The sequence below is a fragment of the Pseudomonas sp. CGJS7 genome (assembly GCF_036961695.1).
Genome location: NZ_JBAMDI010000009.1, coordinates 42224 through 57867, shown reverse-complemented (window position 1 = coordinate 57867; position 15644 = coordinate 42224). Strand labels below are relative to the sequence as shown.

Sequence of the window (15644 nt, the reverse complement as noted above, 5' to 3'; positions counted from 1 at the left end):
GAGAACAGGGGGGATCAAAACCGCCGGGCCAAGTATTGCTGCCCACGATCTCATGCGTTGCGACGGCTAGCCCAAGTCTTGGCGAACGGTAGGCGCATTGGCCCGAATCGTGGACAAGATCACCTGCCGGCCGGCCTGCGTACTCATTACATTCACGATCTCACGCGGGTCCAGGTACAGCACGTTCGTAATCTGACCTGGGCCTCGATCCGATGGCACAGCCCGACCGGACGGTTCGCCAACCGGGCGATTAGGCGTTGAGGGCGCGCGCGGAGCGGGACTGACGAATCCGCCGATCGCATATCCGCGCAAGCCATCGATCGCCGCCATGCCGACGCGGTTGAAACGTTCAAGGAACGAACGCGCGCCCGGCTGCCGCACCACTTCACGGCGATGCACAAACTCGCCGCGATGCACGACACCGGCTGGTGCGTATTTGGGACCGATGCCGGTAAATCCGCCACCAGCAAAGAATCCACCGGCCGACTTCGATGCATTGGCCAGCAGCAGAGTCGCTGCCGCTTTCTGCATCGAGGAGGCGGCTTTCAGCACGACCCCGCCCGCCACGCCTAGCGCCACCGACGCGCCGGTGATCGGCGTGGCGTAGGCGACACCGGCCTGCGCGGCTTGAACGGGATCAGGTTGCGTGATGTCCGGCTCCTTACCGCCGCCCGCGATCCTGCCAATGACCGACGTCAGCTTGGCGGTCGCCATCGCCGCCAGCTGTTGAGCTGCCAGTTGAGCCATCGAGCGTGCGATGTCCTGCACCAAGCCGGTTAAGGCTTGGCGCAGCGTCAGCGTGCCCGTCGCCAGTCCCTCCAGCGCATTGCTCAGGCCGCTTTCGAACCCATTGGTCAGCGTGACGACCAGCTCGTTCGACTGAACTTTCAACGCCGCCACCTGCGCGGTCAAATCCTTGACCCGCTCGATGGACTGCGGAGAACCCGTTTTTGCGGCGAGCTGATCCATCTTCGGTAGCAGTTGGTCGACCTCGGCCGCGGTGCGTGCGTGCAGATCGATCAGTTCGCGACGCGCGCCGATCTCGGTCAGCAGACCGGCTTGCTGCCGAGTCTGGATCGATTGCTCGTCGCGCGATTGCTGGCCGAAGACGCGGTCAACCTTGGCTTGCAGATCGTCCAACTGCGCCTGCGCCACCTCGGTGTCGATGCTCATATTGAGCTTCAACCAATCCGAGGTGCGCCCGCGTTCCAGCAACTCGGCCAGAGCCTCCCAGTGCTCCAGAAGCAGCTCGCGCCACCGGGCGGCGCCGCTGTCGCCACGGTTGCGCAACAACGCGACCTCGGCCGTGCCGACCGTCCGGTCCAGTTCGTCGGATGTTTTGCCTTCCTTCTTCGCCGCCTTTTCTTGCTCCTTCCTTACACGCTCGGCTTCACGCGCGTCCGCTTTGCGTTGTCGCTCAGCTTCGCCCCGCGCCTTGGTCTGCGCACGACCGGCATCGGTCGCGGCCTTGGCTGTGTCGCGCTCTCGGACCTGCTCATCGATGACCTTGCGCGTCGCTTCGGCCAGCTGCGTCGCGTCCTTGACGCCTGCTGCCTTCACCGCCTGATACTCCAGCGCTGCACGCAGTCCCTTCTCGCGCTCGATCCGCTCAATCTTGAGCTTCTCGTTCTGATCGGTCAGCGCCTTGGTGAAATCAGCCGCATCCTTGGCCGTCTGCAACTGTGTGCGACCACCGGTAGCCTGGGCTTTGCGCAAATCCGCCAGCGAGCCTTTGACCTGATCGAATGCCGCATTCGTCGTCTTCAGCTGCGTCTGGACGCGCTTGATCTCTGCATCAACGTCCTCGCCCCACAACCAGCGATAGCCGCTTTGCCCTTGGTCCTGAATGCCGCCGTAGAACGGTCCCAACGGTTGCTTGAGGACTTGAAGGTTCTCCAGTTCATTCTGCAACTGCTCGCGTTGTGCGATAAGCCGCTTACCGACATCGACGCCGGTGTCGATGTCCTGCTGCTCTCGAAATCGCTTCGCGGCTTGGATCGTACTTTCGAACTCGGCCTTGGCTGCGCGCGCGTTCGCGCTGGCCGTAGCGAAGGTGCTCGCCAGCAACGTAACACCGGTAATCGCCAAGCCCAGCGGGCCGCCCATCAGCGTCAGCACCGACGAGAGCGCACGGACGGCGACGGCTTTGGCGCCTACGGCGGCAGTAGCGGCCTGCGTGGCTGCGACGGTGCGGGCCTGGGCGGACGCCAGGGCGGCTTCGGCGGCCGTAGCCCGGGTGGTGCTGCCGCCGGCCAGTGTAAGCGCGCGGGCGCGAGCCATTTCGGCTTGCGCCGCCGATTCCGCGGCCCGGGCCTGCGCCAGTTCCTCCACCGCCAAGCGGCGGGTCTCGCGCATGCCCTGAATCTTGGCCGCGCCCGCGGTGGCCAGATTCGCGATCAGTCGGCCCAGGGCAGCGACGACCACCACGCCCACCACGTCGGCCAGGCCGGTGAAGTTCTGCGACACGCCCTGGATCGTCTGCGCGATCGCCGCCGAAGTGCCGCTAGCCTTGTCCTGCTGACCGATGAACCGGGTAAACGCATTGTCGAGCTGGGTCAGGCTGCGCTCGATGGTCAGCGGCAGCTGCGCAAACTCGGCCGCGATCTTCTTGGCCTGGTCGCCGGAGAACGCGACACGCAGCTGCTCGCTGGTGAGCTTGCCGGCTTCCGCCAGCTTGCGCAGTTCACCGATGGGCACGCCCATGCTGGCGGCCAGCGCCTTCATCAGCCGCGGCGCGGCATCGTTGACCGAGTTGAACTCGTCGCCGCGCAGCGTCCCCGAAGCGAACGCCTGACTCAGTTGCAGGATCGTGGACGCCGCTTCCGCGCCGGTGGCGCCGGATACGGCCAGTGCTTTGTTGATCGTCTCGGTCAGATCCAACACTTCGTGCTGCGATCCGCCTTGATCCTTCAGCGCACTGCTGAGGCGGCCGAACAAGGTCGCAGTGGCGTCAAGCGACGTGGACGTGCGCTGGGAGATCGCGAAGATCGCCGCTTCGGCTTGATTGAAGCTGCCCTGCGACGTCGTGGCGAGTTTGATCTTCGCCGTCAGGTTGGCGTAGCTGTCCGCCGTCCGTGCGAGCCCGACGATGGCCGAGCCCGCGCTTTGCAGTCCGACGAACGCCAGCAACTGCGTCCTGGCCTGACCAAGTTGGTGACCGACGGCTTCGACACTGGACCGGGACTGGTCGAAGCCCTTGCGCGCGCGCCGGCTCGCGTTCTCGGATTCGTTGCCGAACACCCGCGCACGCACACCGGCCTGCTCCAGCGCCTGATTGAGTTGTGCGGCATTCGCCTTGATCAACAGCGTGATCGTGGTGTCGCGGTTGGCCATGCAATGAAACGAACAGGCACGACGCTTCGCACCGCTGCATTCGCAGCGATGGGCGCGTGGCTCTTCTGGGCGCCTTAGTTAAGGAAAGTTATTCGCAAGATGTGCGGACCGTCACATGCTGCACGAAGACGCCCCATAGGGCAGAACGGTCAGCCCTGGCCAACCCTCAACCTAAATGGATACTAAACGAGAGCGAAGCTGCACCGTGGAGGGCTTGAAACCGCGTCTTCAGCCCCTACCGAAGGCTCGGGCGGATAGACCGCTCAACTGACCAATGGAGACCTTGCCATGAACGCTATGGTTCGCAATCCCCAATGGCCGACGCAGAACACGACCAAGAACAATGATCCGGTGCGTCACTTCATGGATCAGCTGTTCAACGACGTGTTCCTGCGCACCAGCACGACGGACGAATCATCCGTCGTCACGAGCCAGTGGGTGCCGCTCGTAGATATCGTGGAAACGAACGACAAGTTCGTCATCCTCGCCGACCTTCCCGGGGTCGATCCCAAAGACATCGACGTCCAAATGGAGAAGGGCATCCTGACCATCCGCGGTGAACGCCGACTCGACCGACAGACCGACTCGCAGACCTTCGCCCGAACGGAGCGGCTCCATGGCTCCTTCCATCGGCGCTTCGCCCTGCCCGACAGCGCCGATGCTGACAAGGTTTCCGCGTCCGGCAGCAACGGCGTACTGGAGATCGTGATCCCCAAGCGTCCCGAAACGACGCCACGCCGCATTCCGGTGGGCTTGGTGCACAACTCGTAACCTTCCAGCGGCCCGCTTGCGCGGGCCGCTTTTTCTTTGGCGGGGTCACTATGGACCGCAACACCGAAGAGGCAGTCTCCTCACTTCAGGCACAGATTGCCGTCCAGCATTTGATGCTGCTCAGTTTGGTCAAAACGCACCCGTACCCCAACCAATTACTGGAGACGTGGCGCTCAGTATTGGCGGACTGTGTCGAATGCAAGTCGGCGCTGCCGAGCACTAGTCGCACAAGTGAGTTGGTGCGTGAACGATGTGAGCACTTTGCCGAAGAATGGACGGCGCAACTGGTGGATGTCGCTATAGATCGTTCATCTCAGAAACCGACGTGATCAAGCGATCGACCCACCGGCCTTCTGATAAACGACGAGCAGGGCTTCCAGCGACAATTCGCGCTGTCCATAGCCAGCACTCGGCTGCGATGCCCAGGTCTTCCGCGATTTTCGGATCGCCGAAGCGATCCACCCCTTTTGGATGTCCGCCAGCGAGCCATTCTCGCGCAGTAGCTCAATCGCAGCCCGATCCTGCGAGATCGGCCCGAAGTCTAGCAACTTCAAGCGCTCGCGCAGGCTGTTCCAGGTCTTCCACAGGAATTGGTATCGACCCGCGGCGGTGGAATGGATGCGGTACTTCGGCAGCCACACCATCTTGCGCGGATGCTCGGTGTAGCTGGTGAATCGACCACCGCCGACCAGCACGTCGTAGCCGCTGTGCTCGCTGAAGCGCTCCACGCCTTCCGCGTGAGCGATCATGTCCAGGAATGCGACGACGTTCTGGCCGCCGGCCTGCTCAGCGGAGAGTTTCGCCATCGGCCCCTCGCTGTTGGAACAGACGGCCGATCAGGCCCAGAACGAGAATGCCGGCGGTGACGCTCAATGCGATCTTGTCGGGAATGTGCGCGCGCAGATCGTCGGGCAGATTGATCCACACGCCTTGTAGAGCAATCGCAAGTGCCATCGCTTGCACGCTCAAGTAGCGCCAGGCTTGGCGCCAGTTATCGATCAACTTCATAAGGGGTTCCGTAGTTTTTGAACGAAGGCGGCCACATCGCGCCCACCGGCGAAGCCCGCATTGATGTCTTCCACGCGCTCGGCGCGCAGCGCGCGCTCGCGATGGATGGCCGCGCGGTAAAACAGCGTCAGCTGGCGGGCGGTAGCGCGCTCGATCCACGGCCAGTCGTGGCCGTGATCGATCAGGGTGGCGAGGACGCTGGGCCAGTCGCTTCCGCTGGCGCTTGCCGTTGCAGCTCCAGCGCGCTCAGGAGCCGTTGCAGAAAAAAATCGGCGTTGACCGCCCAGAACGTCAGCAGCAACAGATCGCCGTGCGCGGCGCTGAGCGAATGCACCCACTCCACCGACTGATCGCTGGCCTGGGCGAGCAGTTCCACCGTCGCATCAGGGTGCAGCGCGCAGACCCGGTGCAGCCGGCCCAGGTCCACGTTGCCGTCGTCGGTCAGCCGCACCAAGTCGCCCACCAAGGCGGCGATGGATTCGTTCAAGCGCAGGCTTTCGAAGAAGCCAAGCTCGCGGACGGTGACCGCGCGATCGCCAAGCGGCAAGCTCCGCGTCGGCTGCAAGATCGCCAGTTCGTCCGCTGGGGACTGGGGTCGTTTGACGCGCCGCGCCATTACGACCGCACCATTTCGATTCGGCCGAAGCCACCTAGATCCGGGTCCAGCGAGCGGGATTCATCGAACAAGGTCGCGCCCGACAATTGCAGGCTGCCCCACTCTTCCGAGATCAGGTCCAGCTGCTCGATCGGATTGAACGCAACACGGTAGAGCGTCACGCGGGCGCGGCGGCCGTTCACGGTGTTGATGCCGTCGAGAAACAGCATCCGCTCCTGCGGCGGGGTGTTGAACAGGGCGATGTTCACGGTCTCGCCGTGCTGGTAAGTCGCCTTGAACGGCTGGGTGAAGCCTTCGACCTTGCGCAGGCCGAGAAGGCCCGCCGAAGCCGATTCGGTCCACCATTTGGGCGCCGGCACCGTGACCGACGGGTTGGCGCTGTCGGTCAGGGACACTTCACTGATCCAACCGCGGTCCAGCGCCACCATCTCGCCGGCCTTCAGGCCGACCGGCAGCAGCTCGTTGCTCACCGCGCCGGCCGGCAGGGTCGCCGGCAAGGAGTACAAGCCCTCGGCGAGGTTCTCCGGCGTGGCCTCATCCAGGGTCAGGTTGAGATTGGCGGTCTTGCTCTGGATCAGGCGGCCGTACAGCAGGCGGTTGCCGCTGAACGACTCGGTTTTGTCCGAATTTTGGACTTCCAGCGCGAGCTGGAGTTGGGGCGCATTGCCGACCCAGCGCAGCGGGCCGGGCCGGCCGCTGGACAGGCGTTGGGCGAGGTAGACCTTGCCCTGGAACGAAAAGAGGTCTTGCGCGGCCATCGGTCGCGTTGCTCCTATATATAGGTGTAGCGGCCGCTTAGCGGCGCAGCGAGCGCAGCAGCAGGCGGTCGATGTCGGCGGTGATGACGTCCAGGCCTGCTTGGGCCATGCGCTCCGGGCGGCCGCCCTTGCGCAGCATTTGTGCCAGCGATGGGCCGTACAGCCGGACAACCGGGGTGCGTGGCACGCGCTTATCCCCGGCGGTCGGGGTTCGAACAAACGCGATCTCGGCGCCGCGGTAGCAGTTCTGGAAGCCGCTGCGGCGAAAGCCGCGCTTACCGCGCACCGCGCTGTAGCTCAGGCCCATCGGGGTCTTGCGCGTTCCGAAGTTACGCAGACCCACGCCGCGCGCCACACCCATCAGCTCGACGCCCTCGCGGGTCGTGCGGACGCTGAGGCCGGCACGGATGCGCTGCGCCGACAGCGCGTACTCGGTTTGAATGTCGCGGCGCGCGATCACCGGCCAGCGACGGCGCAGCGTGCCCAACGCGCGGCGCTGGGCCAGGGCGACCTTTGCCGGAAGCTGACTGACGCGCTGAGCCGCATCCAACACAGCGTTGGCGTCGATGAATAGTTCCATCAGCGGCGGTACCGAAAGGCCAGCGCCACTTGGACCACTACGACCGGCAGCCCTTCCGGTCGGTCCAGGAACACGATGTCCTCGACCTGCACCGGCAGGGCCTGCGGCAGCGGAATCCAGTCATCGAGCGCATCCTCGATGTCGGCGGCAATGGCGTGGGATTGCGCATGGGCGTCGTTCATAGACACCGGCACCGTCGCTTCGGCCAGGGCTTGCAGCGTCCGATACCGCCCATGGGGCTTGTTGGCGTCGCGCTGAATCCCCAAAGCTGCCAGGGTCAATCCAGTCACGTCGTCGGCATGCTGCGCAGGCTCCAGCGCGATCGAGCCGCCGATATCGGTGCGATAACCCGCTGCCGTCCGGATGACAGCCATTCGCTCGGCAACCCGCTCCAACAAAGCCCAGCTCTGGGCGGGGTTAGCCATGCAGGACGGCCTCATTGACCAGGCCGTCGTCCCGGACCAGCGCCTCGATGGCTTGGGTCCGGCCATCGAGCGTTACGTCGTCGCCGCGGCGGAACAGCCAGTCACGATTACGGGCGGAGACGTGCCGCGCCCGCCCCACGACCTGCTGGAACTCGCCCAGACGCTCGACGCCGTCGCGCACGACAAGGGGGATCAGCACCGAGGGGTGAGATGGGCGCTGAACCTGCGCGACGACGCCGAGCACCTCAAAGATTACGTCATCGGCCACTGCAAAGGCGTTCACTTACGCCTTCAGCTTTACCAGCAACGCCGGCCGGTGGCACATCGGGAGGGGATTGGACTGCGTGTGCAAGTCGGTTCCGCGGTCGAACTTACGCGGCGCTTGCTTGCTGTAAAGCATCTGACCGAGTGTGTTGACCGTCTCGTTGAAGTCGGCCGGCGCGACGTAGGTCGCAAAGGTATCGAGGGTCCCCAACGGGAACGCGTGGCCTTCGCCCGCAGCGATGAAGCGTCGGGACTTCCCGTCCGCATCACTCGCTTCTCCGGAGTACTCCTCGAACCGGACGCCGGCAAAACGGAAATCCGAGCGCATGTCGTCGCGCAGGGCCGCGCCCTCTTGCCAGAGGTGATAGGCCTCCTTGACTTTATCGTGCCCGGACAACGCATCGAAGAACTCCGGCGACACCAGCACGTGGACGCCACTCATGCGCTCGCCCTTCAGGGCATTGCCCATATAGCGCTTCAGGTCGATGCACTTTTGTCGAACATCGGTTTCCTTGTTCGACAGCTGGAAATCGAAAGTCTTCGGCGTAATGTCGAAGATGTCGAACAGGTTCGCCAACTCGCTGCCATCGGCATCCAGGATCACGCCCTTAAGCGCCCCCATCCGAAGGTGCTCGAGGGTAATCGCATGCTTGTTGCGCATGGTCTGCAAGTGATCGGCCATGACGCCGGCGATGGTCTCGAGCTCGGACTCGGTGCTGAAGGAACGCACACCGATCACCTCTTCCGGCAGAACGACGTCCTCGTGCGGAATGTGCGGAACATTGAAAGCGCGGAGCGAGCGCTTACCGCGCTTGCCAACGGTGCCCGGCGAACCGACCGGTTGCGTGGGAAGCAGCGCCAAGATGCCATTGCGTTCCTCGACCGTTACCTGCCGAGTTCGCACCGGCCGAACCGGAAACAAGCCGAGTTCGTCCAGCCGACCGTACTGGTTGGGCAGGATATTGATTGCCGCCGTCAGCGAACTCATCGAGAACGCGGGATTGTGGAACGGATTATTCATCGACATGGATCAGTTTCCTTGACGCACGAGCACGCCCACCGTCCGCAATTGCTGGATGCAGGCAGTGCGCTGTTCGGGATTGATGCCTTTCGGCCAGACCAAGGCGTGGTCGGCGACGGTGGCGTGGCGCGCGATGATCACGCCATCCGGGCTCGGCGCATCGGCCGTGATGATCGGAACGATCACCACGCCTGCCGCCTGCTCGCGGCCATCAGTCGCGGTCGGGTCGAGTGCGGCCACCTGACCGGTTGCGATGATTCGACCGACCACGTGGCCCAACTGCAGCGCTTGCTGCGCCGCCACGGTCACACGATCTCGCGAGTACAGGTTGTCGGCTTCGAACTTGAGCAGGTCGCCCAAGTTGTTCGGCTCGGATTGCGGCGGATAGACAGTAATGCCCATCTCAGCGCTCCTTCTTCGCACGTGCGGCCCGCGCCTTGACGGCGTGGATCAGCGGGTTGTCGTCCAGCGAATGCGGAGCAGCCGTCGGCGCCGCGTTGGGCGACAGATGGCTGGTGATCTCCGGCGATTCGGCACGCAATTCGAGCAGCTTGCGGCGAACGTCTGCGGTGCTCAGGCTTTCGCCCAGGAACACCGCGGTCAGATCCGGACGGCCAGCGAGCGTGCACAGCTCGGCAATCGCCAGTGCATAGCCGTGCGCCTGCGCGCGCACGGCATCAACGTCGACGGCCGGTGGCGTCGATTCGGGGGTGGACATCGTGGGGGACTCCAGGGAAAGGGGACGCACAACGGCGTCCAGTTCGGTGTGCAGTTGCTGCACGGCGTCGCCGAGCGTGCCGATGCGATCGGCCAAGCCGGCGTCGAGGGCGTCCTGACCGAAGAAAAGTCCGGCCTCAGTGGCGCGAATGGCCTCCGCGGCAGACCCGCGTTGCTCGGCGACAGTCAGGACGAACAGTTCGTAGAGGCGGTCGACCTCGGTTTGGATCGCCGCGCGCGCTTCTGGCGTCAGCGGCTGGTGGGGGCTACCGTCGTTCTTGCGCGCGCCGGCCACGATCGGCGTATAGCTCAGACCGGCGTTGGCCTCGCGCCGCGATTGGTCGACGTGGAGTGCGATCACGCCGATGGAACCAACACCCGCGGTGCGCGTGACAAAGATTCGGCTAGCCGCGCTGGCCAGAGCATAGGCAGCTGAGAATGCAGCGTCATTAGCCGCTGCCCAGACTGGCTTCGCCTGCCGGGCCGCATGGATCTTGTCGGCCAGATCGAACACGCCCGCGGCTTCACCGCCGGGGCTATCGATGTCGAGCACGATTCCGCGTACAGCCGGGTCAGCCAGCGCCGCGTCGAACTGCTGAGCGATCGTTTGATAGCCGGTCAGACCCGACAAGGCCTCAAGACCGGCCGTCCGCTGCACCAATGTGCCGTGGATAGGGATGACTGCAATGCCGCGATGGTCCACGTAGCGCGGCGCCGCTACTGCGGGCGGCGTCATCTGAGGGGGCGGCAGCGTTTGGAGCTCGAACTTGGGTTCGAGCACACTCAGGATTACGTCCAGCTTGGCGCGCTGGATCAGCAGCGGCGTGTTGAACACGCGCGCCGCCAGATAAGGCAGTCCGGTCATTTGATGGTTTCGGGTTCGGTCGGCGCCGGCTCAGCCGGCACGGATTGGAAGGCGCCGTTGCGGGCGACGCGGCGCGGGTCGGTGTCGAACACCAAGCCCAGGCGGTCGGCGCGCTCGGCGTCGGCCGCAATTTCGCGATCGATGGTCTCGGCGTCGTAGCCCGAACTCGCGATCGCTTCCGCGCGCGACAGCAGGCCGGCGCGGATCGCCAGGATCATGGCGTTAAACTCTTTCTCGGGATCGACCCAGTTCCAGCCCTGCGGCACCCACTTGCAGGCGCGGTACTGGCGCTTGCGGCGGCGGTAGCCGGGCAGTTCCATGGCGCCGGCCAGGACCGCCGCGTCTACAAACGCGGCCCAGATCGGCCGGCACATCTGATAGACCAGGACCGTGTGCTGGAGCTGCTCGCAGCGGCGCCGAAACTCCAGCAGACCGGCGCGGATGGACGAGTAGTTGACGCCGGTCAGATCGCCGGTCAGTTGCTCGTAGGTGACGCCCATCGCCGCAGCGACCGCGCGGAACTGCGAGCGTAGGAACGCCTCGTAACTGGCGCCCACGTCGGCGGGTTGAGCGAAAGCGACGCTCTCTCCCGGCTCCAGGATTTGCAGACTGCCCGGCTCCAGGCCGAGCGGTGCATTGCCGTGCTCGTCGGGCTGCGTGTCGCCCGGCAGCGGATCGTCCGGGCCGTCGCGCGTAATGAAGCCGGCGAACATCGCCGCGGTCTTCTTGCGGACCAGCTCGGCGTCGTCGTACTGGTCGAGCTCATTGAGCTTGACCAGCGCGCGCGCCAGCCACGGCTCGCCGCGAATCTGGCCCGGTCGGAGCGGACGGAAGATGTGCAGGATTTCCGACGCCGGCACCCGGAACGTATCCAGACCGCCGTGGCGCGACATCGGCGCCATCGCTCCGTCCTGCGGATGCGATAAGTACAAGTGGTACGCCACCCGGCGACCGAGCCGGTCGAACTCGATGCCGGCGCGGATCAGATTGCCGTTCGGCTCCTCGCGGTTAAGGCTGATCGGCAAGTGTTCGGGTTCCAGCACCTGCAGTTGCAGCGGCACCGCCAAGCCATCCTCGGGCCGGCGCGGCCGCAGCCGGATCAGGCACTCGCCGCCTTCCAGCAGCGCGCGGCAGGCCAAAGCTTGCAGGCCGTACAGATCGGTCAGACCAGCGGCGTCGGCCTCATCGCACCAATCGCGCCACAGCGCCTGGAGCGCTTCCCGCTGGGTGGTGTCCGCGATCAACGACTGCGGTTTGATGCCGGTGCCGACCGCATTAGCGACGAACGCCTCGATCGCAGCATTGGCCCAAGCATTGCGTCGTACCAGGTCGCGCGACCGGACCCGCAGTGCATCGCCGGTTGCCAGCAGCGCGGCGACCGCGCCCGGATTGCTGGGCTGCCAAGCCGTCGACCGCCGACCCTGCCCCGCGACCTCGTGCACGGGCGATCCGCCGAACATCGACGCTCGCAGCCGGGACCACCAGCCCATGTCAGAAGCCCTTGGCGGTCGTGGTCAGCAAGCGACGAATCCGGCGCGGGTGGCCTTCGGTGCCGGCGAGCGCGGCTTCGACCTCGCGGATCGCGGCCAGCAGTTCATCGACGGACCGGTACTCGACTAGGCGATCGCCGAAGGTGACGCGGCGTTCGCCGCGCGCCAGCGCATCGCGCAAGGCTTTGAGCTGCCTGTGGGTGTAAGGAAGATCGGTCATTGCATGAAACGGCTCGAAATGACCCGGCGCCCTCGGCGCGGGCCAGAAACAGAAAGGCCACCCGATGGGATGGCCTGTTGAGGGGAATCAATCGCGGGTGGTGGACTAGGTGGCGCCGTGGGCGGCGCGATGCCGAGCGTTCGCTCCATCTCGCGCCAGTGGCGTTCTTCGAAACGGTCCACGCCGGCCTGCATCGCTGCGGCGCGGGCCATGACGTAACAGTCCAAGGCCTCGTTACGGTCGCGGCGCTTTTCCCACACCCGCTGCGGATAACCGTGGCGGTCGCGGCGCGAGATCAGATGTTCGGCCGTCAACTGCTGAAGGAACTCGCCATCGATCTTCGGCAGGTGGACATACCCCGCCGGAAACATCGACTGGCCGTCCCGTCCGATCTCGATCGACAGGCGCAGGGCGTTGTAGAACTCCAGCTTGGCGATGCCACCCGCGACGGCGAACAACTTCAGCCCTCGGCGGATGCGCTTGCCCGGCACGCTGACATCGACCGCGGTGGGCGTGCCGATCAGGGCCGCGCCGCTGCCGACGCCTTTCATTGGCAGCAGCCGCGGGTCATGGACGCCGCGCGCGAACGCATAGGCTTCCTGCGTCGCAAAGCCGGTATCCAGGCCCATGCGGGTCAAGGGCACCAACGCGCCGCTGGCGTGGGTCCACTGCTCGCCGAGGACGGCGGCCAGCGCCGACCACACGGCGGTGCGGGCTGTATCGCCCATCAGCACCCGATGCTCGACCAGCCAAGTCTCGCGTCCACGCCCGAAGGCCCAGATCGAAACCTCGATACGGTCCTTCTGTACGTCGGCGCCGCCGACCAGCAGCAATCCGCCAACCGGCACCGTGCCGATCCGGTAATCCTCGCGGCGTTCCAGCAGGCGCTCCCAATCCGGGGCTTCGCCTTCCTCTTCCCAGGTCTCGCCCAGTTCGGTGTTCTTAAATGCCTTCAGCGCGGTCGCCGAACCCTGTGCGGATTCCCAGGCGGCGGCGATGTCCGCCCAACTGCGCCAGCCAACCGGCGAGTACAACGACGACAGGTGATAGCCGGCCGTCTTGCCCTTGTTCTGCGGCGCCGTCGCGATCCAGTGGCCGTCTGCCAGCATGGCGGTCTTGTGATGCTCGCCGATCGGCTGCTCGCAGAACTCGCAGATGTAGCGAGCCGAGCGCGGGTCGCCCCAGGTCCAACGCAGCTGCTCGAACCGCAGCCACTGCTCTTGCCGGCAATGCGGGCACGGCACGAAGTAGCGCCGCTGGTCGGAGGCCAGATACTCGCGCTCGATGGTGCTGGCGCCAGCAATCGTCGGCGTCGAGACCAGCAGGATCTTGCGACGGGTAAACGTCCGGGTACGCGCCTCAGCCAGCGCGACCGCGTCGCCCTCGCCTTCCACGTCGCGCGGATAGCCGTCCACTTCGTCCAGGAACAGATACCGCACCGGCATCGAGCGCAAGCCAACCGCGCTGTTCGCGCCGGTCAGCACCAGCACGCCGCCTCGGAACTCCTTGGCCAGGATCGTGTTGCCGGCGTCGCGCGCGCGCGAGGGCGCGATGCGCTCACGCAGCGACGGGGATTCCTCGATCAGCGGATCGATCCGCTGTTTCGAGTTGCGCTTGGCCATCTCGACCGTGGGCGCTACGGCCATCATCGGCCCCGGCGCGCAGGCGATGACGTAGCCGATCCAGTTATTGCCGCACTCCGTACCGCCCACCTGCGCGCCCTTCATGAACACCACGCGCTCCGTCGCCGAGGCCGGCGACAGGTCGTTCATGATGTTGCGCAGGTACGGCGTGCGCGCGGTGCGCCAGCGACCGGGCTCGGACGACGACGTGCTCGACAGCACCCGATCCCGATCCGCCCATGCCGACACGTCCAAAAAGGGATCGGGCGTCATTCCGTCGCGCCATGCGCGCGCGACGTCGTCATGGCCGTCGTACAACAATCACTCCAGGCGGGCGACGAAGTCCCCCAGTTCGGACAGGTGCTGCCGCACCTCGCGCTCCAACACGACGTGCATTGCATGGGGATCGATACCGAGCTCAGCCGCCAGCATCGAACTGATCCGCGCCGGCCAGTTCAGCCAGGCATCGCGCTCGGCGCGTGCGAGCGCGAAGACCTGTCCCACCGCCTGCTGGCGGTCGATCAGTTCGCCGCGCAGCTGCGCGATGCGCAGCTTGTGGTGCTGGGCCTTGAGGACTTCGTTGGCCGTGCGCGCCTGCGCGTAGCTATTGCCGGTGGGCGCGGTTCCCGGCGCCGACGTGACGTTCTCCGCGAAGGGTGCGGGCCCGCGCTTTCGCGCCGGACGCGGCATGGAGCGCGATTCAGCCATCTCGGCCTTGGTCGTGTTGGCCGCCCACTCCGCATCGGCACGCGTGGCGTCGATGGTGCCGTCCGGCAGCGCCGAGATCCGGCCAGTGGCGAGGGCTTTGCGAACGGCGGTGTCGGAGACGCCGCGATGGCGCCCGTAGGCGCGGATGCTGATTCCCACGGGCGGTCACTGACAGGTTCGGTCCTCCGCGACCGCCGGCCATCGGCGCAGATTCAAAATGGAAGAGGGAACACCCCAACGTCCATCGGGACGCTGGGGTGTGCGCTCTCGCGCGATTTCGGTCAATTGTGGGGCGCTGACTCCGCTGCATCGTAGGCGCGCTTCGCACCCCGGATGCCGAACCGCAAGCCAAGCGCGTAATGTTCGTCGCCGACATCCCAAGCCGTCAGCAGTTTTAGTTGGCGAAGGACCCGGTCCAGAACGTGCGTAGGCAGCAGCGCGTACTCGGGCTCCATGCCGTCGAGGAAGCGATCGATATGGTCGTAAAGCGCTCGCAGTACCCATTCGTCCTCGCTGAACTCGATGGGCAATGCGCGCGGTTTGTTCCAGCCATCGACTTGATCGATGGTCCGTTCCAGCGAAATCAATTCCAGGCGACAGAGCTCCACCCATCGAATCACGTTCGCCGGATAGATCGGGGCCGCCCTAGCCGCGATGATGTTCGCCGAAAGTGCATGAAACAGCCCCTGACACGTCCGTAAAGTCAGCTGATGCCCGGAATCGAATATCGGTCCGTTCGCCAGAAGAATCCGCTCGATGCAGTCGCGCAGACTCAGCAGATCCGCCCGGACGTTGTGGTCGTAATCGTTCATCCCTTCCCCCTTTCGCAATCCGATCCGTTAGGCGTCCACAAGCGTTCCATCAGGTCGGTCACGCAGTACGGGTCCTCCGCAAACACCCGGGCCATCAGTTCGTTCGAACTGATGGCTTCGCCCATTCGCGCTCGCTTGTTGTCGCACAGCACCAAAAGCAGCGACGTGCATAGGTAGGCCACGCGACTGGCTGCCTCGCGTTCCTCGCTCGATAGCGGCGTGGTTGGCCTGCCGTCCTGCAGGCGTCGGGTCAGCAACACGCACTCGTTGAGCAGTGTGGCCGTGTCGCGGAAGCGACGCGTTGATAGGTGGCTCATGGTCTACGGGTTCGTTGTCACCGCGTTGTTGCGGCGTGCGCATGAACGCTTCCTTTGCAGCACAAGCCAAGCAGAACTTCGGCCGCACGGCGAGTTCGGACAGGTGTCCGACAGGTT

Annotated in this window: 19 protein-coding genes; 2 read left to right on the top strand and 17 right to left on the bottom strand. The window is 65.1% G+C overall.

Going from position 1 to position 15644, the window contains the following annotated elements:
• Window positions 1-66: 66 nt before the first annotated feature.
• Window positions 67-3333, bottom strand: coding sequence for a tape measure protein (locus V7787_RS08230; protein WP_336087089.1), 3267 nt, complete (start codon window positions 3331-3333; stop codon window positions 67-69).
• A 288-nt stretch (window positions 3334-3621) separates the two neighbouring features.
• Between V7787_RS08230 and V7787_RS08225 the strand changes: the two genes are divergently transcribed.
• On the top strand, window positions 3622-4104 hold the full coding sequence (locus V7787_RS08225; RefSeq protein WP_336087087.1) for an Hsp20/alpha crystallin family protein: 483 nt from the start codon (window positions 3622-3624) through the stop codon (window positions 4102-4104).
• A gap of 50 nt (window positions 4105-4154) precedes the next feature.
• The gene (locus tag V7787_RS08220; RefSeq protein ID WP_336087085.1) at window positions 4155-4433 is read left to right on the top strand and encodes a hypothetical protein; all 279 of its coding nucleotides are present in this window, start codon (window positions 4155-4157) and stop codon (window positions 4431-4433) included.
• On the opposite strand, the gene V7787_RS08215 is transcribed toward V7787_RS08220, so the two are convergent.
• From V7787_RS08215 to V7787_RS08140, 16 genes are all read right to left on the bottom strand, one after another.
• The gene (locus tag V7787_RS08215) at window positions 4434-4910 is read right to left on the bottom strand and encodes a glycoside hydrolase family 24 protein (RefSeq protein WP_336087083.1); all 477 of its coding nucleotides are present in this window, start codon (window positions 4908-4910) and stop codon (window positions 4434-4436) included. It lies immediately after the preceding gene.
• Entirely contained in the window at window positions 4891-5112 is a 222-nt protein-coding gene (locus V7787_RS08210) for a DUF7940 domain-containing protein (protein ID WP_336087080.1), read from the bottom strand. Before V7787_RS08210 ends, V7787_RS08215 begins: the two co-directional genes overlap by 20 nt.
• 181 nt (window positions 5113-5293) lie before the next feature.
• Window positions 5294-5728 (bottom strand): DUF6631 family protein, encoded by a 435-nt coding sequence (locus V7787_RS08205; protein ID WP_336087078.1) that lies wholly within the window; start codon window positions 5726-5728, stop codon window positions 5294-5296.
• Window positions 5728-6486: a hypothetical protein gene (locus tag V7787_RS08200; protein ID WP_336087076.1), complete on the bottom strand. Its 759-nt coding sequence runs from the start codon at window positions 6484-6486 to the stop codon at window positions 5728-5730. The genes V7787_RS08205 and V7787_RS08200 overlap by 1 nt, the downstream gene beginning before the upstream one ends.
• 37 nt (window positions 6487-6523) lie before the next feature.
• Window positions 6524-7066 (bottom strand): hypothetical protein, encoded by a 543-nt coding sequence (locus V7787_RS08195; protein ID WP_336087074.1) that lies wholly within the window; start codon window positions 7064-7066, stop codon window positions 6524-6526.
• Window positions 7066-7491, bottom strand: a complete 426-nt coding sequence (locus V7787_RS08190) for a hypothetical protein (RefSeq protein ID WP_336087072.1) — start codon at window positions 7489-7491, stop codon at window positions 7066-7068. Before V7787_RS08190 ends, V7787_RS08195 begins: the two co-directional genes overlap by 1 nt.
• Window positions 7484-7774, bottom strand: a complete 291-nt coding sequence (locus tag V7787_RS08185) for a hypothetical protein (protein ID WP_336087070.1) — start codon at window positions 7772-7774, stop codon at window positions 7484-7486. Before V7787_RS08185 ends, V7787_RS08190 begins: the two co-directional genes overlap by 8 nt.
• Entirely contained in the window at window positions 7775-8782 is a 1008-nt protein-coding gene (locus V7787_RS08180; RefSeq protein ID WP_336087067.1) for a major capsid protein, read from the bottom strand. It abuts the gene before it with no gap.
• Between the two features lie 3 nt (window positions 8783-8785).
• Window positions 8786-9178: a head decoration protein gene (locus V7787_RS08175; RefSeq protein WP_336087065.1), complete on the bottom strand. Its 393-nt coding sequence runs from the start codon at window positions 9176-9178 to the stop codon at window positions 8786-8788.
• A gap of 1 nt (window position 9179) precedes the next feature.
• The gene (locus tag V7787_RS08170) at window positions 9180-10358 is read right to left on the bottom strand and encodes a S49 family peptidase (RefSeq protein ID WP_336087062.1); all 1179 of its coding nucleotides are present in this window, start codon (window positions 10356-10358) and stop codon (window positions 9180-9182) included.
• Entirely contained in the window at window positions 10355-11848 is a 1494-nt protein-coding gene (locus tag V7787_RS08165; RefSeq protein WP_336087060.1) for a phage portal protein, read from the bottom strand. Before V7787_RS08165 ends, V7787_RS08170 begins: the two co-directional genes overlap by 4 nt.
• A 1-nt stretch (window position 11849) precedes the next feature.
• Window positions 11850-12068 (bottom strand): phage head-tail joining protein, encoded by a 219-nt coding sequence (locus tag V7787_RS08160; protein WP_336087058.1) that lies wholly within the window; start codon window positions 12066-12068, stop codon window positions 11850-11852.
• Window positions 12065-13963 (bottom strand): phage terminase large subunit family protein, encoded by a 1899-nt coding sequence (locus V7787_RS08155; RefSeq protein ID WP_336087056.1) that lies wholly within the window; start codon window positions 13961-13963, stop codon window positions 12065-12067. The genes V7787_RS08160 and V7787_RS08155 overlap by 4 nt, the downstream gene beginning before the upstream one ends.
• A 48-nt stretch (window positions 13964-14011) precedes the next feature.
• Complete coding sequence (locus tag V7787_RS08150) at window positions 14012-14557, bottom strand: elements of external origin (protein WP_336087054.1); 546 nt, start codon at window positions 14555-14557, stop codon at window positions 14012-14014.
• Window positions 14558-14679: 122 nt separating this feature from the next.
• The gene (locus V7787_RS08145; RefSeq protein WP_336087052.1) at window positions 14680-15210 is read right to left on the bottom strand and encodes a hypothetical protein; all 531 of its coding nucleotides are present in this window, start codon (window positions 15208-15210) and stop codon (window positions 14680-14682) included.
• On the bottom strand, window positions 15207-15527 hold the full coding sequence (locus tag V7787_RS08140) for a hypothetical protein (protein ID WP_336087049.1): 321 nt from the start codon (window positions 15525-15527) through the stop codon (window positions 15207-15209). Before V7787_RS08140 ends, V7787_RS08145 begins: the two co-directional genes overlap by 4 nt.
• Between the last annotated feature and the right edge of the window lie 117 nt (window positions 15528-15644).